This window comes from Gracilibacillus salitolerans (assembly GCF_009650095.1).
Classification (GTDB): Bacteria; Bacillota; Bacilli; order Bacillales; family Amphibacillaceae; genus Gracilibacillus; species Gracilibacillus salitolerans.
Genome location: NZ_CP045915.1, coordinates 235382 through 258710 on the forward strand (window position 1 = coordinate 235382; position 23329 = coordinate 258710).

General features: G+C 38.1%; 18 protein-coding genes and 4 pseudogenes. 17 read left to right on the top strand and 5 right to left on the bottom strand.

What is annotated here, in order from left to right; genetic code table 11:
* Positions 1-23 precede the first annotated feature (23 nt).
* The 12 genes and pseudogenes from glmM to GI584_RS01320 all read left to right on the top strand — a co-directional run bounded on the left by glmM (position 24) and on the right by GI584_RS01320 (position 12292).
* Positions 24-1379 carry a phosphoglucosamine mutase gene (gene glmM, locus GI584_RS01265; protein ID WP_100362370.1) on the top strand — a complete coding sequence of 452 codons (1356 nt, stop codon included), beginning with the start codon at positions 24-26 and terminating at the stop codon, positions 1377-1379.
* 446 nt (positions 1380-1825) lie between these two features.
* Positions 1826-3628 carry a glutamine--fructose-6-phosphate transaminase (isomerizing) gene (glmS, locus tag GI584_RS01270; RefSeq protein WP_153789951.1) on the top strand — a complete coding sequence of 601 codons (1803 nt, stop codon included), beginning with the start codon at positions 1826-1828 and terminating at the stop codon, positions 3626-3628.
* Positions 3629-3957: 329 nt separating this feature from the next.
* The gene (locus GI584_RS01275) at positions 3958-4383 is read left to right on the top strand and encodes a MarR family winged helix-turn-helix transcriptional regulator (RefSeq protein WP_153789952.1); all 426 of its coding nucleotides are present in this window, start codon (positions 3958-3960) and stop codon (positions 4381-4383) included.
* A gap of 305 nt (positions 4384-4688) precedes the next feature.
* Complete coding sequence (locus tag GI584_RS01280; protein WP_153789953.1) at positions 4689-4850, top strand: hypothetical protein; 162 nt, start codon at positions 4689-4691, stop codon at positions 4848-4850.
* Positions 4851-5120: 270 nt separating this feature from the next.
* Positions 5121-5861, top strand: coding sequence for an oxygen-insensitive NADPH nitroreductase (gene nfsA, locus GI584_RS01285; protein WP_153789954.1), 741 nt, complete (start codon positions 5121-5123; stop codon positions 5859-5861).
* 39 nt (positions 5862-5900) lie between these two features.
* Positions 5901-7334: a DHA2 family efflux MFS transporter permease subunit gene (locus GI584_RS01290; RefSeq protein WP_153789955.1), complete on the top strand. Its 1434-nt coding sequence runs from the start codon at positions 5901-5903 to the stop codon at positions 7332-7334.
* Positions 7335-7605: 271 nt separating this feature from the next.
* Positions 7606-7724 (top strand): annotated as a pseudogene (locus tag GI584_RS01295) (IS6 family transposase); the annotation flags it as partial.
* A gap of 76 nt (positions 7725-7800) precedes the next feature.
* Positions 7801-8184, top strand: a complete 384-nt coding sequence (locus tag GI584_RS01300) for an LLM class oxidoreductase (protein WP_153789956.1) — start codon at positions 7801-7803, stop codon at positions 8182-8184.
* 43 nt (positions 8185-8227) lie between these two features.
* Positions 8228-9196 carry an NAD(P)H-dependent flavin oxidoreductase gene (locus GI584_RS01305; RefSeq protein WP_153789957.1) on the top strand — a complete coding sequence of 323 codons (969 nt, stop codon included), beginning with the start codon at positions 8228-8230 and terminating at the stop codon, positions 9194-9196.
* A 45-nt stretch (positions 9197-9241) separates the two neighbouring features.
* On the top strand, positions 9242-10093 hold the full coding sequence (locus tag GI584_RS01310) for an alpha/beta hydrolase (RefSeq protein ID WP_153789958.1): 852 nt from the start codon (positions 9242-9244) through the stop codon (positions 10091-10093).
* A gap of 15 nt (positions 10094-10108) precedes the next feature.
* A complete protein-coding gene (locus tag GI584_RS01315) occupies positions 10109-11467 on the top strand; it encodes an NtaA/DmoA family FMN-dependent monooxygenase (protein ID WP_153789959.1) in 1359 nt (452 codons plus the stop codon).
* Positions 11468-11672: 205 nt separating this feature from the next.
* Positions 11673-12292, top strand: a pseudogene (locus GI584_RS01320) (IS6 family transposase).
* Positions 12293-13149: 857 nt separating this feature from the next.
* Here the strand turns inward: GI584_RS01320 and GI584_RS01325 are convergent.
* The gene (locus tag GI584_RS01325) at positions 13150-14010 is read right to left on the bottom strand and encodes an alpha/beta fold hydrolase (RefSeq protein ID WP_153789960.1); all 861 of its coding nucleotides are present in this window, start codon (positions 14008-14010) and stop codon (positions 13150-13152) included.
* 204 nt (positions 14011-14214) lie between these two features.
* Between GI584_RS01325 and GI584_RS01330 the strand changes: the two genes are divergently transcribed.
* Entirely contained in the window at positions 14215-14799 is a 585-nt protein-coding gene (locus GI584_RS01330; RefSeq protein ID WP_153789961.1) for a CGNR zinc finger domain-containing protein, read from the top strand.
* Between the two features lie 1326 nt (positions 14800-16125).
* Here the strand turns inward: GI584_RS01330 and GI584_RS23920 are convergent.
* From GI584_RS23920 to GI584_RS01345, 3 genes and pseudogenes are all read right to left on the bottom strand, one after another.
* A pseudogene (locus GI584_RS23920) lies at positions 16126-16362 on the bottom strand (Rrf2 family transcriptional regulator); the annotation flags it as partial.
* Positions 16363-16415: 53 nt separating this feature from the next.
* The gene (locus GI584_RS01340) at positions 16416-16658 is read right to left on the bottom strand and encodes a hypothetical protein (protein WP_153789962.1); all 243 of its coding nucleotides are present in this window, start codon (positions 16656-16658) and stop codon (positions 16416-16418) included.
* A gap of 122 nt (positions 16659-16780) precedes the next feature.
* A complete protein-coding gene (locus GI584_RS01345; RefSeq protein WP_153789963.1) occupies positions 16781-17386 on the bottom strand; it encodes a TetR/AcrR family transcriptional regulator in 606 nt (201 codons plus the stop codon).
* A 169-nt stretch (positions 17387-17555) separates the two neighbouring features.
* Between GI584_RS01345 and GI584_RS01350 the strand changes: the two genes are divergently transcribed.
* The 4 genes and pseudogenes from GI584_RS01350 to GI584_RS01365 all read left to right on the top strand — a co-directional run bounded on the left by GI584_RS01350 (position 17556) and on the right by GI584_RS01365 (position 20830).
* Positions 17556-18734 (top strand): YhgE/Pip domain-containing protein, encoded by a 1179-nt coding sequence (locus GI584_RS01350; RefSeq protein ID WP_194842092.1) that lies wholly within the window; start codon positions 17556-17558, stop codon positions 18732-18734.
* Positions 18722-18879 (top strand): annotated as a pseudogene (locus tag GI584_RS01355) (helix-turn-helix domain-containing protein); the annotation flags it as partial. The gene GI584_RS01350 and the pseudogene GI584_RS01355, both read left to right, overlap by 13 nt.
* Positions 18880-19048: 169 nt before the next feature.
* Positions 19049-19897, top strand: a complete 849-nt coding sequence (locus tag GI584_RS01360; protein WP_194842093.1) for an NmrA/HSCARG family protein — start codon at positions 19049-19051, stop codon at positions 19895-19897.
* Positions 19898-20362: 465 nt separating this feature from the next.
* Positions 20363-20830: a GNAT family N-acetyltransferase gene (locus GI584_RS01365; protein ID WP_153789966.1), complete on the top strand. Its 468-nt coding sequence runs from the start codon at positions 20363-20365 to the stop codon at positions 20828-20830.
* A gap of 311 nt (positions 20831-21141) precedes the next feature.
* Here GI584_RS01365 and GI584_RS01370 read toward each other — a convergent pair whose 3' ends face one another.
* Positions 21142-22377: an IS110 family RNA-guided transposase gene (locus tag GI584_RS01370; protein WP_153789967.1), complete on the bottom strand. Its 1236-nt coding sequence runs from the start codon at positions 22375-22377 to the stop codon at positions 21142-21144.
* Between the last annotated feature and the right edge of the window lie 952 nt (positions 22378-23329).

Sequence of the window (23329 nt, forward strand, 5' to 3'; positions counted from 1 at the left end):
ATGTAAAAGGAGAGATTTTGAAAATGGGTAAATATTTTGGAACGGATGGTGTCCGTGGCGTCGCAAATAAAGATCTAACACCTGAATTAGCGTTTAAGCTTGGACGATATGGTGGATATGTGTTAACAAAAGAAGCTAACAAACCTAAAGTATTAATAGGTCGTGATACACGTATTTCAGGGACTATGTTAGAAGGTGCATTAGTTGCTGGTCTTCTATCAATTGGTGCTGAGGTAATGCGACTTGGAGTTATTTCTACACCAGGTGTCGCTTATTTGGCTAAAGTTATGAATGCACAAGCAGGTGTCATGATCTCTGCTTCTCACAACCCAGTTGAGGATAACGGAATCAAGTTCTTTGGTTCAGATGGTTTTAAATTATCAGACGAACAAGAAGCAGAAATTGAGGGATTATTGGATATGGATACGGATGATTTACCACGACCAGTAGGTGAAGAAGTTGGTCAGGTGAATGATTACCTTGAAGGTGGACAGAAATATATTCAATATTTAAAAGAAACAATTGATAATGAATTTGATGGTTTACATATCGCACTAGATTGTGCACATGGTGCAACATCAGGACTTGCATCACATCTTTTTGCTGATTTAGAAGCAGACATTTCAACAATCGGATCATCACCTAATGGATTAAATATTAATGATGGAATTGGCTCTACTCATCCTGAGAAACTACAAGCACTAGTAGTAGAAAAAGGTGCAGATATCGGACTTGCCTTTGATGGTGACGGAGATCGTTTAATTGCTGTCGACGAGAAAGGAAACATTGTGGATGGCGATCAAATCATGTTTATTATTGGAAAATATTTAAATCAACAAGGAATGTTACGTCATTCCACCGTTGTGTCTACAGTAATGAGTAATATCGGTTTTTACAAAGCATTAGAAGCGAACGAAATGAAAAGCAATAAAACAGCCGTTGGAGACCGTTACGTAATGGAGGAAATGCGCGAAGGTGGTTATAACCTTGGTGGGGAACAATCTGGTCATATCATTTTCTTAGATTATACAACTACCGGTGACGGGATGTTATCTGCATTGCAACTTGTTAATGTCATGCAAGAGACAGGTAAGCCGTTATCAGAACTAGCTAGTGAAATGGAAAAATTCCCTCAGGTACTAAAAAATGTTCGTGTAGTGAAGAAGAATGAAGTGATGACAAATCAAACCGTACTTGAAGCCATTGATAAAGTGGAGAAAAAGATGGGTGATCAAGGCCGAGTATTAGTACGTCCTTCCGGAACAGAGCCATTAGTACGTGTTATGGTGGAAGCACCAACATTAGAAGACTGTAACCATTATGTAGATGAAGTTGTAGAAGTAATCCAGAAAGTAATGGGAATGGAAGATCAAGAATAATTAGTGAAGTTATGGGGAACCCCCATAACTTCATTTTTTATCACTAATATTATAAACAGCGCATAGAAATGTAGTAGATCTTTTAACAATAATTATTGCTTTCAAAGATCTTTTCAAGTAAAATAAAAGAGCGTTTTTGATAACGACCTACTCAAGAATAGAAAGGAGCATAGTAGAGAAATTTATCATTAAAGCGCCAGGGCTATGACGTACGGTAAACTCATAGCTGACGAGGAGGAGGATTATCGAGAATGATCGGCGGATACCTCCCGGTTGTACATCTCAACCGATATGTTTTTATTCGAAAACAGGAAGGCAACTTCTTGTACAAGAATAACAACAAGATGAACGAAACAAACACGAGAAAGGGGCAGATAGACGCCCCTTGTAACAAATAGGTTCAATGGTCGTTTGTCTGCCCCTTATTATAAGGAGGAGACAACGCTATGTGCGGTATTGTAGGTTTTATTGGAGCAAATGATTCAAAGGAAATTTTATTAACAGGATTAGAGAAATTAGAGTATCGTGGATATGATTCTGCAGGTATAGCTTTATTAAATGATAACGGCGTAAATGTAACAAAAGTAAAAGGCAGAATTGCAGCTTTACGTGATAAAGTAGATCAAGATGTGATGGCGACAATGGGGATCGGACACACTCGTTGGGCAACACACGGTGAGCCAAGTGAAGACAATGCGCACCCCCACCAAAGTGGATCTGGCCGTTACACATTAGTTCATAACGGTGTAATCGAGAATTATAATGAGATTCGAGATGAATATTTAGTTGGTGTTACATTAAAAAGTGAAACAGATACAGAAATCGTTGTGCAGTTAGTCGAACAGCTAGCAAATGAGGCTAATGATGTATTAAGTGGCTTCCGTAAAGCTTTATCTGTTTTAAAAGGATCTTATGCCCTTGCTTTAATTGATAATCAAAATCCTGATCTAATTTATGTTGCCAAAAATAAAAGTCCATTACTTATCGGTTTAGGTAATGGTTTCAATGTCGTAGCAAGTGATGCGATGGCAACATTAAAAGAAACGAATCGTTATGTGGAAATAGAGGATAATGAGGTAGTATTGGTGCAACGTGATCGTGTGGAAATCCAGAAGTTAGATGGAACAGTTGTAGAGCGTGAGGCGTATGTAGCCGAAATCGATGCTTCTGATACGGAAAAAGGAACCTATCCACACTTTATGTTAAAAGAAATTGACGAGCAGCCATTTGTTATCCGTAAAATCATTCAAGAGTATCAAGACAAGAACGATACCATTAAATTAGATAAAGATATCCGTAAAGCGATGAAGAAAGCGGATCGTATCTATATTATTGCAGCGGGAACAAGTTATCATGCTGGATTAGTTGGGAAACAATTTATTGAGCAACTGGCTAATATCCCTGTGGAAGTCTATATTGCAAGTGAGTTCTCTTATAATATGCCTTTGTTATCTGAAAATCCATTATTTATTTTCATTTCACAAAGTGGGGAAACAGCGGATAGCCGTTCCGTATTAGTGCAAACAAAAGCTTTAGGGCACCCGGCATTGACGATTACCAATGTGCCTGGTTCAACCCTTTCTCGTGAAGCAGACTATACCTTGCATTTACATGCAGGACCTGAAATTGCAGTAGCATCAACGAAAGCATATACAGCTCAAATTGCTGTATTAGCAATCTTGGCGGTAGATAGTGCCAGAGCAAAAGGTATTGATTTATCGTTTGATCCACTCCAAGAACTAGCTATTGTATCAAGTGCGATGGAAACATTAACGGATCAAAAAGAAGAGTTCGAGCGTATTGCAAAAGATATGTTTGAAACAACAAGAAATGCCTTCTTTATCGGTCGTGGTGTGGATTATTTTGTTGTTCAGGAAGCGGCATTGAAGTTAAAAGAAATTTCTTATATTCAAGCGGAAGGTTTCGCTGGTGGCGAATTAAAGCATGGTACGATTGCTTTAATCGAAGATGGAACACCAGTTATCGCTATCTCAACACAAGAAAAAGTTAACCTATCTATTCGCGGTAACGTACAGGAAGTCGCAGCACGTGGAGCTAACACATGTGTTGTAAGTATGAAAGGTCTGGAAAATGATAGTGACCAATTCGTCTTACCACAAGTCCATGAACTACTAACACCATTAGTAAGTGTGATTCCAATGCAGTTACTTGCATATTATGCAGCACTTCACCGTGATTGTGATGTTGATAAGCCAAGGAATTTAGCGAAGTCTGTAACGGTTGAATAATTAAAAATAATTGATGCAGTGTTCTTTTATGAATTTTAATATAAAATGTCACAACTTTGAATATAATTTGTCATAGAATTCTAATATAAAAATGTCATAGATCAGTAGCAATAAAGATATTTCTTTTACAATTAAGTTGTTCCACAATCGGTCAGGCTGTGGAACAATTCTTTTTTATTACGTAGTAGACGGATACTGTGCAGCAATCAAAAAAACCCTGTAATCTAAATTTAACGATTGTAAGGAGGTATGTTTAATAAATTGACAACTAGATTTAAACCGTGATATAGTTAGCTTGCTAAATACATTTTAGTGGTGGGGGAATATTTATGAATGATAAGGTTGATTGCGATATTCGTCAGTCGCTAGATAAAATTTCATTTAAAATGCGACGAGATTATAGTGAAAGTCTAAGAGAACTTAATCTTTATGTAGGCCAAGATAATTTACTCTTTCGTCTGTGGTCAGGTGATGGGGTAACACAAATGCAACTATGTGAACATTTAAAATGTGAACCGCCTACGGTCACAAATATGGTTAAATCATTGGAGCAAAACGGTTTTATTTACCGTCAACGTGACAAACAAGATGCAAGGGTAATGCGAATTTATCTAACACACGAAGGCAAAGAATTAGAGGAACCGGTTGAGTTCATATGGAAACAACAGCGAGAAAAACTACTCCATTCAATCTTACCGGAAGAACGTTTATTATTGAGGGATCTTATGAAACGCATGGAGAGAAACTTGCTCTAAGTTTTCTCTGTTCAAATATTTAGTATACTAAATAACTAATTTCAACCTAAATATATTAAATAGTTATAATATCGTTAATAAAATGAATTTCTAAAGGCGCATTGAACCCTTCTTTACAACTAATATTTATTTAGACCCTAAGGATACTAGTAGTATTCGAGATACTAGAAGTAAAAGAAGAACTGTCAGAAGATTAACCTCCAACAATTAGTTAGTAAGCTAAATATTTTATTTCCCCCATTTATTTAAAATGATTTAACTCAGGTTCTTTTAGTTACTTGAAGAAATAAAGGGAGGAGAGATACATGGGGAATAGAAAAGAGATGCAATTAGCACTACAAGTGGTTTCTGGATACGGAGCTGAATTCAGCGCTTGTAGGATACTTGGGGCCGCCCCAACAGCCTACACAAATACGGATAGTTATGTGGAGCGGGCTAAATTAGCTGAAAAGGAAAATTTCAAATGATCTTTATCGCCGAGACTCCAGCATTAACCGTCGCCTTAGGATCTCAGATTCCTTTGTTCCCTATGGATCCTATGTTAGCACTAAATAGTTGCAGGTACCCCCGTACAAGATGCTGATTTCCTGGAAGAATGGTTCTTGGCCGGTGCAGGTGACGGCTTCTCGGTTGTTCCGCAAAGAATATGAAGGAAAAACATTGCGCGAGAATATGGAAGTACCTTATCAATACGGAAGGCTGAAAGATAACAATAACTAATAGAGGAGAGGATTAAAATGAATAATACCCTTGATTTGCTTCAAAACCATACATCCATTCGTTCTTTTACAAATCAACCACTTACAGAGGCACAACGAAATGCGATCTTTAAGGCAGCTAATCAAACTTCATCATTCAGTCTACTACAAGTGGTTTCTATCATTAGAATTACAGATCCAGAGCTACGAAAAAAAGTAATGCAACTTTCTGGAAATCAACCTTATATTGAAGAAGCAGCAGAGTTTTGGATTTTTTGTGCAGACTTTAACAGAAATCATGAAATTGCACCAAAGGTAGACCTTAATTATATTGAATACCTTTTAATAGGTACATTCGACGCTGGGCTGATGGCTCAAAATGCCTTGACTGCTGCAGAATCAATGGGACTCGGTGGCGTCTATATCGGTGGAGTAAGAGTGAACATTACTGAATTAAGTAAGGTATTAAAGTTACCAAAATATGTGATTCCTTTAGTTGGTCTATGTATAGGCCATCCAGCTGGAGAGAAACCAGGTCTAAAGCCACGTTTACCTCAATCGATGGTGATGTTTGATAATCAGTACCAGCCACTTGATGAAGAAAAATTAGCAAATTATGATAAACAAATGCGTGAATATTACCAAAATCGTCCTGTTAGAGCGCCTTTCTCGGTGAAGAAAGTCAAGGGTTGGACAGATCATATTGAGGATCATCTTGAAAGAAGTAAGCTGTCCTTCATGCTCGAGTATTTAAACAAACAAGGATTGGCTAAAAAATAAACTATTATTAATTAGATTAATTTACAAGGAGATAAATAAATGAATAATCAATACAATACGCGTGCCATAATGGCATCGCTGCTTATCTGCGGTTTCGTCGGCATGTTCAGCGAAACTGCCCTAAATATCGCAATCACTAATTTAATGGAAGAATTCCAAATTTCGGCCGCAACTGCACAGTGGTTAACAACTGGGTACCTATTAACTCTAGGCATTATAATGCCAATAAGCGGTTTGCTGTTGCAGATGTTTACGACAAGGCAGATGTTCATGGGTTCACTCATCAGCTTTATCGTTGGTACATTAATTGGGGCGCTAGCACTTAACTTTGAAATGTTAATGTTCGCCCGAGTATTACAGGCAGCAGGCATGGCCTTGTTGCTTCCACTCTTATTCAATACAGTACTTGTGATATATCCGCCTCAAAAGCGGGGTGTGGCAATGGGATTTGTCGGACTTGTTATCATGTTTGCACCAGCGATCGGACCGACCATAAGCGGTCTATTAATTGAATATTTAACGTGGCATTACATCTTCTGGTTATCACTTCCGTTCCTGATTATTGGGTTGTTGATAGGGTTGAAGTACTTGGAAAATGTCACCGATGTCACGAAGGCCCGGATAGATCTGTTGTCTGTCGCATTGTCAACTATCGGCTTTGGAGGAGTTGTCTTTGGTTTCAGTAAGGCAGGCGAAGGAGTTGAAGGTTGGAGCAGCATGGTCGTAGTCACATCCATCATAGTTGGGCTTGTTGCGTTGGTATTGTTCATACTGCGACAGAACCTTATGCACGATCCAATGATGAATTTGAACGTTTTCAAGTATCCGATGTACGTCACCGGGCTGCTTCTAGTACTGTCATGTATGATTTTTGTTATGTCGAGCATGATTATTTTGCCGATGTTTTTGCAGACTGGTGCAGGGCTTTCTGTTTTCATCGCTGGTCTCATGCTTTTGCCGGGCAGCGCGTTGAACGGTATCTTAGGACCATTAGTGGGGCGTTTATTCGATAAATTTGGACCGAAATGGCTTGTTATTCCTGGCCTCATTCTCGTTGCTGTCGTGCTATGGTTTTTTACCACCCTATCCCCTGCTTCTTCAGTGGTCTTTATAGTAGCTTTGCATACTGCGCTTATGGTGGGGATATGCATGATTTGGATGCCTGCTCAAACGAACGGACTAAATCAATTGCCGCCAGAATTATACCCGCACGGCACAGCAGTCTTAAACTCACTTCAGCAGGTTGCAGGCGCAATTGGAATAGCGGTAGCAATCAGTATTCTTACGAATGGTAAGGAAAAATACTTGCACGGCTCCTCTGATCCGACTAAGCTGACCGAAATAGCAAGCGCTACGACGGCAGGTACACAAAGTGTGTTCTGGTTCATGCTGATAATAGCTTTACTTGGCTTGATCCTGGGATTTTTCATTCGCCGGGTAGTCAACCACGAGGAGAGGTATTCAGCGCACTGATGTATTTTTATCTTTTCGGGTATTTTACTACATGTAATGTACCCGATAACTATAAGAAAAAAAGGTTCTTATATAAATAGTTATTCTTCTAGTGATTAAAATGGAGTTTTATTAAGTGGTGAAAAAATGAACTTTATGGTTCTGGTGCAAAAACTTCAAGACCATTGCGTAATCTCTAAATATTGACATACAGATACTACTACTCTATAAAAGGTGTGTGATCGGTATGGAAAACCAAAATTTATTCAAATGAAAACATTATCAGGCCTACATTGTTTTGCTAACAGTGAGATGGTACTTGCGGTACAACTTAAGCTTTGTAATGTAGTGGAGATGATGGAAGAACGTGGCTTATCAATGGCTCACACAACGATTACGCGTTGGGTTCATTAATATGGACCGGAATTAGATGAAAGAGTTCGGAGCCCGATGAATAGTATATCAGAGTAAAAAGTGCCTGATATATATGTTGGGATCTAGTAAAGGCGGGTTACAGTTTGCCGTAGAAAAAGGAATTGGTTTAGCACTTGCAGCCCATTTAGCACCTCATTTAGCAATTTCAATCCTTCGGTCATATCGAAAAGACTTTAGACCATCGGTGTATATGAAGGAGCCAAAAAGTATATTAGCTGTTGGTGTTATTATAGGAGAAACAGAGGAAGAGGCAAAATATTTGGCAGGTCCCGCAGAGTTATCCTGGGCAAGAATGAGTACTGGTTCATCTAATTTATCATTACCCACGTTGGGAGAAGCCAAAACCCATATCTATACACCAGAGGAAAAGGCAGCTCGAAATGCTAATAAAGACCGATTTGTAATAGGGAGCGTCAATGAAGTAGCTCACCGATAATGCAGGTTGCAAAAGTAGCGTTAGTAGAAAGTGAGGAAACACAATGAAAAATCGTGTAACAGACATTTTAGGGATTGAAAAACCTATTATTCAAGGACCAATGAGTTGGCTAACAGACGGTAGGTTTGTAGGAGCTATTAGTAAGGCTGGAGGACTGGGTGTGCTTGGCATCAATGCTGGACAATCAGAACCTGCCAAGACCGTTGAAGAAACGGTGGAGAATATGCGCTGTGAGGTTCGTATTGCTAGAAGTATCACCTCAAATCCTATTGGTATCAATATCATTCCTACGGTGGCAGGTTTTGACCTCTATACAAAACCCATGCTAGACATGATGGTAGAAGAGGGGGTCGAAGTGGCTGTGATGGTAGGGGCATTTTCAAAGGAATGGACCCAAAAATTTAAGGCCAACAATATCAAAGTCATTTATCGAGGGGCACCAACTGTTGAAGTGACAGAGGAAGCTATCAAAGGTGGTGTGGATATTCTGGTTGTCACAGGTTTTGATGAAGGGGGACAAGTTCCAGCAAACGTTATTGGCACCTTTTCTATTGTGCCCTTGGTGGTAGATGCTGCAAAAGGTCGTGTGCCAGTATTAGCCGCTGGCGGAATTACAGATGAACGCACTGCCAAAGCTGCAATGGCTCTAGGAGCGGAAGGGGTGTTTGTCGGGACTGCCTTTCTTGCCTCAAAAGAGTCTCGTATGGCTGATAATATTAAAGATGCTTTAATTAAATCAGATGCTAATGATATGTTGCTTTATCGCACGCAACCTGCCTATTACCGTTCTCTACCAGGGGAACTCCCAAATAAATTGGCAGAAATGGATCGCAATTTAGCCACAAATGAAGAGATTTACCAAGCATCGAATCCAGCATCGGGGATGAGAAATGGCATGCTATACGGTGATTTATCAAAAGGTTTCGCCTCATTGGGGCTTGGCATTTCAATAATCCATCAAATTGATTCGGTTGAAATCATTATCGATCATTTAATGAGTGGCATTGGGTGAAAATATATTCTGGTAGATGCTTTAAGATAAGAAAGGACGATTAAAATGAACAAACAGACAATAGAAAGAAATACTACAGAACTGGTTGCAGGATATGATAGTTTAAACCTTTATCTAACCAAAGATTATCCACAAAATCCACCCAAAGCGGTACTGATTATTTCGCATGGTTTGGCAGTGCATTCGCACGGCTTTGCCGATTTTGCCAAAACGATGAATAATCATGATATTGCCGTCTATCGTTTTGATGCACGGGGACACGGTAAGTCAGATGGTAGGGATAAAATCCATCTCAACAGTTATTTTGAAATGGTAGAAGATTTACGTCTTGTGGTAGAAAAAGCCAAAACCGAAAATCCTAATCTTCCGATTTTTGTGATGGGACATAGTATGGGTGGAAACATCACCGCACTTTACACCACAAAATATCCGCAAGCTGCTGATGGTGTGATTTTGGCAGGGGCTGGGGTGCGTTTCAATCAATTAAATCTTGATGACTTACCACGCCCAGAACCTGCTGACAGCTTTGTTAATGGCGTGGAGACCATTCATAAAATGTTGAATTTGCCAATGATAGAAGAAGAAAGCGACAGTGATTGGTACGACCCATTGATGTTAGAAACCTTTTCTGTGTCCTTTTTCAATGGGATTAAAGAAAGCGTGCAATACCTCAAAGTTAATGCTGACAAATTTATCGCACCTGTTTTACTGGTAAGCGGTAGTGAAGATGTGTATGTTGTGCCTAAAGATGCCATTGATTTTTATCAAGAAACGGCTTCAAAAGATAAAAGTTTGAGACTTTATAGCGGAATTGGACATTATTTGATGTTTGAACCAAACGGAGATGTAGTAGTTGATGATATTGTGAGATGGATCAATCAGAGAGTGAAAAAATAATAAAGGAGGAAAATGATGAACGAATATTTAGATAATTCAAACAAGCAAATCAAGCTGGCCATCATGTTTGTAACAGGCTATGGTGGTGAGGGGTATTCTTGGCGATTTAATGATAGTAATCCGAAGGCTTACACCGACATCAATGCCTATATTGAGCTTGCCAAACTTGCTGAACAGGGTAAAATTCACATGCTGTTTATTGCGGATACACCTGCGATGGTGGGAGCTGGGGTAAATGGTGATATGGCTCGAAAATCACCGATGTTTGTAATGGAACCGATGACGATGCTAGCTGCTGTTGCCACGCATACCCAGAAAATCGGTTTGGTAGCAACCTATTCTACCACTTACAACTTACCGTATAATTTGGCTCGCCAACTTAAAACGCTGGACCTCATAAGTGGTGGGCGTGTCGGTTGGAATGCGGTAACAACAGGAACTCGTGAGGTTGCTTATAATTTTGGAACTAGTCCTCTGCCTGACACTACCACTCGTTATGAAATGGCAGATGAAATGGTAGAAGCAGTACAGTCTCTTTGGGGAAGTTTTGGCGAAAATGCCTACATTACAGACCAACAAACTGGCGAATTTATCAAAATGGATCAATTAACCCCTGCCAATTTCAATGGTCAATACTACCAGACCCAAGGCCCACTTCCCATTCCACCAAGTCCGCAAGGGCAACCGCCTATTTTTCAGGCAGGTCCAAGTTTTGAAGGGGTGGAAATGGCAGGTAAATTTGCCAGCGGTGTTTATGCTAACCCTTTTACGATTGAAGAAGCTCGTCATTACCGTAATTTGTTAAAACAAAGTGCGATAAAATACGGTAGAAACCCTGAAGAAATCAATATGTTTTCTGGTTTTATGGTTACGGTGGGCGATACTTATGAAGAAGCACTTGCCCGCCGTCATCAGTTACTGGATTTTATGAGAAAAGATGCATTTGACGGACAAATTCGCTATTTATCAGCGATGATTGGCATAAATTTGCCTGACTTGAATTTGAATGAACCCCTACCAAAATCTTTACAATATCAAGCCACGCCGAATCCAAGCGACCCACGCTCACTAAGAGCAGTAGAGCTAATCAAACAAGGGCTAAGTCCAAGAGATGTATTGGCAAACGGAGTCATCAACTATCACCCTGTAGTGGTTGGCACGCCTGACGATGTGGCGGATTTCATTGAAGAATGGTTTAAAGCAGGGGCAACGGACGGTTTTTCCATTGTGCCAGAAAGTCAAAAAGGTGTAAAAGATTTTGTAGAAAAAGTTGTGCCCGTGTTGCAAAAACGAGGCTTATATCATCTTGATTATGAGGGAAATACTTTGCGTGAGCACTTGGGTGTGCCGAAGCAATATGGAGTGAGAAAGTAGGGACAAAAAGAAATGCTGTTTGAAGTTGTTTTTCAGACGGCATTTTTATTTTTTTCAGGCAACCTAAAGGAAGATACGACCAATTTTGCCAAATTTTTTGTGAGCTTATGGCTTGTTTATTTTCATTTTGGGGAAATTATTTTTCGGGTTCTGTTGCAAAGTTCTTTTTATAGTATAATGTAATCAAAAAAATGAGGTGCTTGGGATGAATTATTTCAGATATGCATTAAGTTATCGTGATATATCTGAAATACTTAGAGAACACGGCATAGAAGTACATCATTAAACCATCTATCGTAGGGTTCAAGAATATGCACCTATTTTATATAATATTGGGAAGAAAAAGAATAAGAAAGCTTATTATAAATGGCGTATTGACGAAACGTATATCAAAATCAAAGGGAAGTGGCATTATCTGTATAGAGCTATTGACGCAGATGGTCATACACTAGATATATGGTTAAGAAAAGCACGTGATCATCAATCAGCCTATACATTTATAAAGCGTTTAATTAAGGAATTCGGAAAACCTAAAATGGTAATAACTGATCAAGCACCTTCAACGAAGGTTGCTATGAGCAAAATTATCAAAGTATTTAACTTAAATACAAATAGTCATTGTACTTCCAAGTATCTTAATAATTGAATTGAACAAGATCATCGACATGTCAAACGGGGAAAAGTAAAATATCAAAGTCTAAGTACTGCTAAGAATACACTTAAAGGTATCGAATGTATTTACGACTTATATAAAAAGAACCGTAGGTCTCTAAGCTCTATGGTTTTTCGCCATGCCACGAAATCAAACAAATGTTGGCAAGTTAATGAGTTCAGTAATGAGTATCATGTTTATATATTTAATTTTGGAGACTTTGCAACAGAAACCTTTTACATGTATATTTGTACTTTGCTGCACAGTACAACGATACTATTCAATAGATAAGGGTATTGAACAATAGGCTCTAGTATTGCATACTGTTATTTTTATATAAGAAAGTATGAAGAGAAAACCTTTCATTATATATACTTTTCTTATTGACGGCGAAGGTTACCTAAAATTCTAGAGAACATATGACATAATAAGTTAAATAAAATACGATAAATGACATTATATATTAAAATATATGACACTTTTATGTAAAAAAAGTCGTATTTTTTACGGTTGTTTTGTGACAAATTATATTAAAATTCATAGTGTTCTGTGAATTTTAATATAAAATGTCACAGTCTTGAACATAATTTGTCATAGAATTCTAATATATAAATGTCATAGATCAGTAGCAATAAAGATATTTCTTTTAGAATAAAGTTGTTCCACAATCGGCCAGGTTGTGGAACAACTCTTTTTATTACGTAGTAGACCTTTACTGCGCAACAATTAACTTCAATTTCAGGACAATAAAGATTATGTATAAGTTGAGAATAAATCCTCTTGCTAAACAAGACTTGTTATGATGTTTATGTATCATCGATCTATCGAATTTGTCTTCTTCCTCTTCTTCTCCTTTCCTATCCCAAGGCCTTACTTTCTAGTTATGCACAGTCTGATAATAGAGAGAAAGGTCATATGTTGTTTCCTACGGGGAAGACATTTGTCTTTCCCGTAGGAGGTAATTGAATTGCAAGGTTCATTTTTGGGTTTTGATTAATTACGGTAAACCTTAACACGAGTGAGTAACATGTTAATTTAAACGATTTTGCAAAAATTGTTTTATTAAGTAAACACTCTTTCCCAATTCTTCTTCTAATGGAAAATGCCCGGTATTCAATAAATGCACTTCGCAGTCATTAAGATCGTTTTGAAAAGCTAATGCTCCTTCAGGTCCGAAAAATATGTCGTTTTTGCCCCATATAGCTAGTGTCGGAGGCTGGTAAGTTCTAAAGAACTCATGCCAATTGGGATACTGTTTAAGATTGTTTCTGTAGTCGTATTGCAAAGCAAGTTGTATTTCATCATTCCCTGGACGATCCAAAACCAATTGGTCCATATTCCATGCGTCGGGACTAATTCGTTCAGAGTTACGAGTTCCCTTTGTATATTGATACTTTGTAAAGTCCGCAGATAAAATAAATCTTATATTATTTTTATTTTCTTCGTTAGGGTTTTCCCAATACGTACGAACAGGATCCCAAGCAGGCAATAAACCCTCCTCATAAGCATTTCCGTTTTGAGTTATGATGGCTTGAATGCGTTCAGGATGTTTTGATGCCAATCTAAATCCTACTGGAGCCCCATAATCATGAACATAGATACTAAATTTTTCTATGTTTAATTCCTGTACAAACTCATTGATCAGAAGAGCAAAGTTATCAAATGTATATTCAAAATCCTCTATTTTTGGTTGATCACTATTCCCGAACCCTGGATAATCTGGTGCCACAATATGAAACTGATCCATTAGCTCTGTTATTAAGTTTCGATACATATGAGAAGAGGAAGGAAAGCCGTGAAGTAACAGAATTGTTGGATTCTCCTTATCACCAGCTTCGCGATAAAAGATATTAACGTCCTTAATACTTATTGTTTTGTATTCCACTAGCATATTATCACCTCATATAATTATAATTGATAACCCATTGAGCAGCCCAACAAATTGGAAACATCTAATTCATACGAATGCTTATCAACCCCCTCTTTTATAACCGTTAAAAATAATTTTTAGAAGTTACAACTCCATCGTATAGCACTTTTTATAACTTGTCAAATGCAATTTTAACGGTTATAATTATTACGAGGTGAGCAAGTTATGGATAAATCAATATTTATATTAGGTGGAACTGCGTGGATAAACCTTGTTAATACAACCTATATCTCTAATAACAAAGAGGTTGACATTTTAGCTGATAAATCAAGTACTCTTCAATGGCTAAAGGAAAATAATCTTTTACGGGAGTCTGATGCCATCGATTTAGAGAACAAAGAATTAATTAATTCGTTAATCATCGAGCTTCATTCACTCCGTAAACTTTGCAACATCATTTTGTTTGATATAGAACAAAAAGGTGAGGTTTCTCTAAATGCAACCAATCAATTAAAAAAAATTGTTGAGAAGTTGAAAGTTAACATAACAATTAATTCAGAGAATAACAACTTAAAGATGGTATCTGAAGGAGTAACAGTTGAGGATCACGTATTGTACAATATTATCGGTTCTATCATTCATACTTTGGAAAATACCTCTATTGGCCGCATTCGAAAGTGTGAGCATGAAGAATGCATACTCTATTTCGTCGATACATCAAAATCAGGAAAGAGACGCTGGTGCAGCATGGAGTTGTGCGGAAATCGCAAAAAGGCGGCCGAATTTTATGCGAAGAAAAAGAAAAAGTAAGCCTATTTACAATTTTTTATAGAAACCAATTTTTGATGCTGCAAGGTGGATTCATTTAGATAGAAACAAGACAAATTTATTAGAAATACTAAAAGGACTAAACCTATTATAATGCACTAATTCCATAGCTGCTATCGATGCACAGTACAAATATACTATTCAATAGATAAGGATATTGAACAATAGGCGCTAGTAGTGCATACTGTGATTATTATATAAGAAAGTTTGAAGAGCAAACCTTTCTCATTAGATTTGCTCTTCTTATAACGATTTAGCAATAGGTTAACTAAAAATTCCAAACCACGACATATGACATATTAAGTTAGATATACTACGATAAATGACATTATATATTAGAGAATATGACATCTTTTTGTAGGAAAAACCCGTATTTTAACGGTCCTTTTGTGACAAGTTATATTAGAATTCACATCTTTGTCACCCAAAATTAATCTTTTTCCATAAGTCTTAATCTCTTTCCGTAAGTATTAATGTTTTTCCGTGAATTGGAAAGGAAAGAGCATTTGAGAGAGACTTTTGGAGAAGATTTGAGAGAAAGTTGAAGTGAAATTGAAGTGGTTCAGTATCGAATAAAACTTGATATATAAAGGTTTAGAGCAGAAGAGAAGGATAACTTTTTCTTCTGTTCTTTTTTCTATCTCCATTCAGTTTTTTCTCTATTACGGAAAAACAAAGTTACCGTTCGACAAATTTAGCAGGGTGTGTTTCGGGTCAAAATCGGCTGTTTTACGGAAAAACATTAATTACGCACCATTATTTGTAAAAGTGGGTTGGAGTTAGGTGTGGTATGGGATTTAGGGTGATTTGGGGAGGGAAAGAGATTAATTTTGGGGGACATTCTTTGTGAATTCTAATATAATTTGTCATAGAATTCTAATATAAAAATGTCATAGATCAGTAGCAATAAAGATATTTCTTTTACAATAAAGTTGTTCCACAATCGGCCAGGCTGTGGAACAACTCTTTTTATTACGTAGTAGACACATACTACGCAACAAAATTATTTCCATAATTGTGGAAAATAGGAACAATAATTCTTTATCTTCTGGTATGATTTAAGTAAGAAGATATATGACATTGTGAAGTTATTCACTTAAACTAACGGGGCACTTATCTGGGATAAGAGGTTGCTATATTTAATCCACAAAAGGGCCATTATCTTGAATAACCTACCAAGATTGTGAACGGGTAAAGTTGAGGATTGGTTGTAGTTATCAATAAACAATTGAAACATAAATTTTCCTTGAACAAAGAAAAAACCTCTCTAAATTCCTGTTAATTTAGGAATTTCACGAGAGGTTTGTTTTATATGTTGCTCTTCGAAAAATATTTCCGAGTATCTTCACGTATTTGTTTGGGTAAGACACGATCAAGTTCTTCATTTAACCATGAAAGTGTTTTACTACGTAAGTCATCACGCATTTTTTCTTCTGCAGAGAGCATAACTAAATTGATGGTGCAAAAAGAGGGAGCTGTACAGCAGTTTCCTCTATACAAATAACCATTATCTTTAATATTTTTACATTGAAAAATAGGCTTAGGACTTCCCCGTTTTCTGTTTAGCTAATGAAAATGCTAATGTCAACGGACCAAGTTTACCTATAAACATGATCAATATGAAAATGATTTTTCCAAACGATGTAAGGTCTCCAGTCAATCCCATCCAGTAATGTGGAGCAAAACTTTTGGACACCGCCGTCGTTTCGGTCACATCGATTGGTTTCTGTATACTTTCCATCATCCAAAGCAGCCTCTTTGTTTCTATTTGCTTCCCCTGCTCGAATCTGATAAGAGCTACCACGATATTCGAGCACTTTCACCTTGAAGATTTCCATCATTTTACTCCATCTCCCATCTTTTACCTCATTTTACCATAACAGCGAAAGTGTTAGGCACCTTTTAGGATTGTACGATTATCAATGCTTCTGAAACGATACCTGACTCTTTCTTAAAAATACTATCATTCGATTTTGAAGCCGGCAGTTTGTATTGGTCCTTGGGTGATGAGTTTGGAGAGCTGGTTGGCCATCTCTTCAGGTGTAGGCTTCTCCTCTTGGTTTAACCACCATTGGATGACAGCTACGAAGGCAGCGCTGATGAAATGGAGAAGGAGATCTTTCGGGATTTGGAATTGGGTTGGATCCTTCACGACTTCTTTTATGTGCCTGTCGAACTTATCACGAATCACTTCTTCTAAATTGTTCCTGAAACCATTGATTCCATTTTTACCGAACATGACTTGATAGAACATCTGATGTTTTTGTATACATTGGTAAACATTGGTGACACTGCCTTTTAACCTCTCAATATTCACTTCTTGATCTGCCTGGTCGAAAGGCGGATTGATGACGCTGATCAATTCCTGGATGACATCAGAACTCATTTTTTCCAGAAGGTCATACTTGTCATCATAGTGAAGATAGAAAGTTGCGCGGTTGATTAACGCTTCATCTGCGATCTCTTGAATGGTCATTGCGTCAAAGCCCTTCTCTTGGATAAACTTCAAGAATGCTTCGTTAATGAGTTTCCTCGTCCTTTTTACTCGTAGGTCTGTTTTCTTAGCCATTTTTTCATCCCTCTTTTATCAAATAAGCAACAAATTTAAATCAGGTGTCGTTTATCATACATATCGTAAAACATTGGTTATTGTATGTTTCTTGTATTCTTCTATAATGGCATTGTAAACAACATAGTGTAACTAATCAAAAACTTGTCTATTAAGGGGGATGTATAGGATGAATTTCTTTAAGCAGGAGCTATTCTGGGGCGGGTTCGCTGGAATACTGATTGCTGTCATCATTTTTACATTTTCATTCATGGGTTCCACCGTCAATCCAACACCAAAAGACATGCCGTTAGCACTCGTCGTGGAAGATGAAGGTGTGAAACCCCCAACAGGAGAGCAGTTGAACTTCGGTAAAATGTTAGAAGAGCAAATCAAACAGAATGACAATGAGAGTGTGGAATGGACCATTCTGGAAAGTCGCGAAAAAGCAATCAATGAGATGAATGACAAGAACTTCTATGCGTCTATCGTCATTCCGAACGATCTATCTCAAAAGATTCCTACTCTATTAGGTCCAAGTCCGCAAAATGCTGAAGTCGAGATTCTGATCAATGAGGGGTTGAACAAACCAGCTGCCGCAATCGGAGAGCAAGTGGCTAATGGAATCATCGCAAAGTTGAACCAACAAGTCCAAACCAATTTATATACGCAAGTGTCGGAGCGTCAGATGCCGTTAAGTGTAGAGCAAGCCCAGCAGCTCGCACAACCCATCTCTGTAAAAACGGAGAAACTGAACCCTGTCCCAAGTTATACCGCAAACGGTAACGCGCCAGCCGTATTCACCCAGATTATATGGCTGACGACGTTCATCAGTTCCATGATCCTTTTTACAGTGGTTAAAAAGATCGGCTTACGATGGACGTCTCTTGTCAGTCAACTGCTTGGCGGATTCATTTTCGTGAGCGGAATTACGGGTCTCGTATTCTGGTTGGCGAACAACGTGCTGGAGGTCACAATCCCTGACAAAGGCGGCATGTTGATCCTAATGCTTTTCGTCGGTCTCATGTTCTATTTCATTCAGGGAGCGTTCTTGAACTGGATTGGATATGCAGCAGCGCCGATTTTCATACTCTTGTTCTTCTTCTCGATGCCGGTCTTGACCCTGCCGCCTGAAATGTTGCCAGACATCACAAAGAGCTGGCTGTATGATTGGGTTCCATTCCGTTTCAGCGTAGAGGCGTTCAAAGATATCCTGTTCTTCGATAAAAACCCTTTGAACGACGGCATTGGCATATTAGGCTATACCGCTCTCATCAGCCTGCTCGTAATGAGCTTGTCCGTTCTGAAACCTACTGCTAAAAAGTTAGAACAATCGAAAGTAAAAGAACCTGCTAGAGGGGCCGATTAAAGAAATATCAAAAAAATCACGCAGGAATGAATTATGCAGTAAAGCTATATAAAGAAGGAGGGGTATGACTGTAAATCAAATTTATGAAATTACAAATGTGTCAAGAGCCTCATTATATAGAAAGCTATCGGAAGGGAACAGATAATCATTTCTTATTCTGAAATTGAAGATCTCTTAGTAGGGATTAATAAATTAATAACAAAACTTGCCCTTGAACTCCTAAGTTTTAGGGGGGAGGTAAAATTCGACCACAGATCATTTTCATAAAAAGGAACAATAAGGCTGGGATGATAAAATACAAGGAGGATTTCTACATGACAAATTCAGACAAAACCATTTTAGTGTTGGGTGCCACGGGAAAACAGGGAGGCGCAGTTGCCAGGAAGTTGTTAGCTGATGGATGGTCCGTGCGCGCGGTTTCGCGGCGCCCGAATCAACCGGCTGCACAAGAACTGCAAAAAAGGGGCGCCACAGTCGTTCAAGCGAATATGGATAATCAGCAATCTCTCTTAGAAGCTATGCGGGGAGTTTACGGTGTTTATAGCGTTCAACCTTTGTATTTAAAGGATTCCGAAAAAGAGATCCAACAAGGGAAAACAGTAGCGAATGTTGCCAAACAGGTCGGCGTCTCACATTTTGTATATGGCTCGGCCGGCGGCGCTGAAAGAGATAGTGGGGTTCCCCATTTTGAAACAAAGTGGCAAGTTGAGAAATATGTACGTGCTATTGGTTTACCTTTTACGGCTCTCCGTCCAGCTGGTTTCATGGAAAACTTTATAGGATTTAGTAAAGCTCATGAACAAAAATTGATGATACAGGGATTTATGGATGTGAATACGAATTTACAAATCATCGCGGTGCAAGATATTGGGGCGTTTGCTGCAATTGCCTTTAACAACCCGGAAAAATACAAGGGAAAGGCCATTGAAATTGCCGGGGACGAAGTGACGCTTTCAGAAGTGGCAAAAGTGTTTAGTCAAGTATTTGATACGCCATGTGAAGTTTTGGAGTCTGCCAGGGATCAATTTCAGAAAAATAAAATGTTTGAATGGTTAGAAACTGATGGGTATCAAGCTGACATTCCTTCACTACGTAAAATTCATCCCGAATTGCTTGATTTATCAACCTGGGTTAAAAATTCGGGATGGGATCCATTTGTTTAAGAAGAAAAAAGGTGCTAATGTATAATCAATGAATCGATAGTTGTGTGATTTTATTAAGCAACAGAAAAGGTAAGGGTATCTTATGAACAGACAAGAAATGCATCAGATAACAAAGAAAATAAGGAATTGAGTGCGGCAGATCAGTATCCGGTTAGTGTTGCCATTTTGCTTTGGCACGTTCCCACCACGCATTGGCTGGACAAATGCTTCGTAAGAGAGGATTGTTCGCAGGCCAAGAAATTCTAATTATGTAATTGTGGGATCAGGATGGTCAGTCACAAAACCGCCTCGGCCGGACATGGGGTGTTGACCATTCAACCGTTTCGAAAACGGTACGAAGGTTGGAAGAACTTCTATCGCCCCTTGGGAAGCCTATCTCGAGGGGCATTATGCCATTAACGGGCGCAATTCATTACGCCTTTGTTCCGTTAAAGGGGGCTTTCCTTTAGTAATAAAATTAATTTAATGGAAGGAGAGATAACAAATTTGAAGTATAGTGTAAGGTCCTTTATAAGGACGGAAATTGAAAATTGTGTTGATTTGTACATTAAGGTTTTTAACTCCCAGCCCTGGAATGAAGAATGGTCGTACGATATTGCAAAGGAGAGACTTACTGATTTGTACAACACACCTAAGTTTTTAGGACTAACATTATATCGGGGGAGGGAATTGGTAGGGTTCATTGGTGGTAACAAGAAGCGAACACCCCAAGGTATTGTATTTTATATTGCTGAATTGTGTATTAACAATGACATACAAGGAAAAGGATTGGGCTCATTGCTTTTAGAGTCTCTAGAAGAACAACTTCAAGAGAATAAGGTTTCAAGTATTTATTTGATTACTTCTAACGGTGGACTTGCAGAGCGTTTTTACATAAAGAAGGATTACGAAATGAATGAGAATAGAATTATTATGAAGAAGACTTTTAATTAATTATTCCGATGCCACTAGTTACATTCAGGTTCGAAATATCTCGGTTTCAAGTCTTCAAGTATCGGGTGGCAAGAGTTCAACAAGGCGATCATCAAAATGATCGTCTTTTTTCATGGCTTAAATTTAAAATGAAATGTTGGAATATTATGTTAAAATGGTGTGAGAAGATTGCGCTAAACCAGCTAATAGTTTGTCAACATTTTTCAATGAAAAACTAAAAATTAATGTGTTATACTAAATTTGCGCATGCCAAATAACCTTCCTTCATTACCGTAATGGAAGGTTTTGTATTATTTAGTTAGATATAGTTTTTAAGCTATATCTTGGAAAGTCGTTTTGTTTTTTAATAAAGCATAAATCCAATGTAAGAGCTTATTTACACAAGCAATAACTGCTACTCTAAAGGGTTTCCCTTCGCTACGCTTTTTGTCGTAAAACTCTCTCATTTTCTTATTTCGAGGGATTATTTTATCACTAGTTTTCTTTTTACGTTTGTCACGGATGGCACAACGTATAGCTAGATATAAGGCATGGCGTAGACGACTAGAGCCTCTTTTAGTGATCCGGTTGATACTAGCTGTGAATCTACCTGATTCAAAAACGCTAGGATCAACTCCGGCAAAAGCCACAAGCTTTTTTGGGTGATTGAATCGATCTATTTCCCCAATCTCAGAAAGGATCGTGGCAGCGATCTTTTCTCCAATGCCAGGGATAGATTTGATAATCTTATATTCTTCAATTCCTTTAGCTAGGGTATCTATCTCAGCTTCCAACTTTGATAGATGCTCTTTAAATTGAAGAAGCATATCAATATACATTCCCATGCTTAACAGGTGACTTTGGTACAACGTCTTTTTAAATGGATTACGAGCTGCAGCTGTTTTAAGTTTTTGTGCTTTTTCATAAGCCCATTTTTTAGAACGACTCGTACATAAATCAGCTATACGATTTGTTAGTTTATCTTCGCTAGTCTTCAAGATATCTTCCGATGCCTTATATTCTTGGAGAATCCGTAAAGAAACATAAGAATATAACTCTCCAAAAACCCCTCTATACTCAGGAAATACTTGTTCCAACACAGCCTGAAACTGTAGCTTTGTTTGAATAAAATTCCCTGTAATGTTCTCATGTTGCCGTGTTAGATTACGAAGGTTTAAGAGTCGAACCCCGCGTCTTTTATATGGCTCTAGGTCTTCCTTATAGTAAAGCTCGCAAAGAAGATAAGCATCTACTGCATCAGTTTTAACCTTTCGTAAACTAGAACTTTTCGCTCTATATGAGATCAATGGATTAACTATAATCAATAAATAATGATGATCCTCCAAAAATTGAACAACAGAAGCATGATAATGTCCCGTAGCTTCTAAAACAATTGCTGGATTCTGTCCCGTAATTTCCTTCAAGTACTTTAAAAATTCATGAAGAATTGCTAATCCATCACTAGTGTGTTCCACTTTAAAACTCTTACGATATGGCTTTTTCTTGTCCAAAAATGCTTGGACCTGACTTTCCCCTTTAGAAACATCCAGACCAACGACTGGATTCATACAAAATCTCCTCCTCGAAAATATATTTGCCGGTGCCCCTAATCCTTCTTGTAATATCATAGCTTCGCTTGTTAAACGGGATCCAGGGTCCCAACCAGCTCAATCATGTTTTTACAAGTAGGGGGTGAACTGTTTAGCTGACGGGGTCAATGCCCCACGGGCAGTTACGTTCTACCCCGGCTACTGTTATAATAAAACCATATAAAAAATGGTCAACCAGAAAAATCTGGTTAACCTTATATTACGAACGGGCAGGTTAATTGTGCGAAATGTTCCTAGCTTAAATGGAGGATGGTCACATTTCTCTGGTAAAGGCTTGGCAATTCCTTGTGGAATTGAAGGATTATATCGAAGAATCAAATGAAGAGGTAACGCTCGGAAGGGTTCTCTCTTAGCCGATTAGCACTAAGTTTAGTAAGAAAGATTGTGTTAAAAGCTCGGTGAAAAGGCGTTAGAATTTACCGTAACAGTGAACTTTAGCTGACGAAAGTCAACTCGATGGAGCGGTGTAAATCATGATGCTTGAGTTGAATGAATATGGTGAGTATGCAAATAAACCTAAAAGAAAAAGGTTACGCTGACAAACTTCTGAATGTACAGGTCTAGACCTGCAATACATAGAAATGTGTATATCACTAAATGTGAGGTTAACTGTGGTTGAGTAAGACTAACTAATATGAAAATCCATGATACGTTACAGGCGTATGAAAGTTGACAGGCTTAAAGGAAGCACCTAAGTCCATTCTAAAATAGATATAATTCAACGTTGTAAGCTGATAACGTGGAGGGCTTACTCCTTATGAAACGTTGGAAAGGAAAGCAATAATGACAATAGTTATTGTATAACTTCTCTTTATATCAGTGAAAGTGGTGGCACAGTACCAATGAAGTGTCTAATCAACACAGAGGGATAGCCACTAGACTAATGAAGAATCATTCAACCATGCAAGGC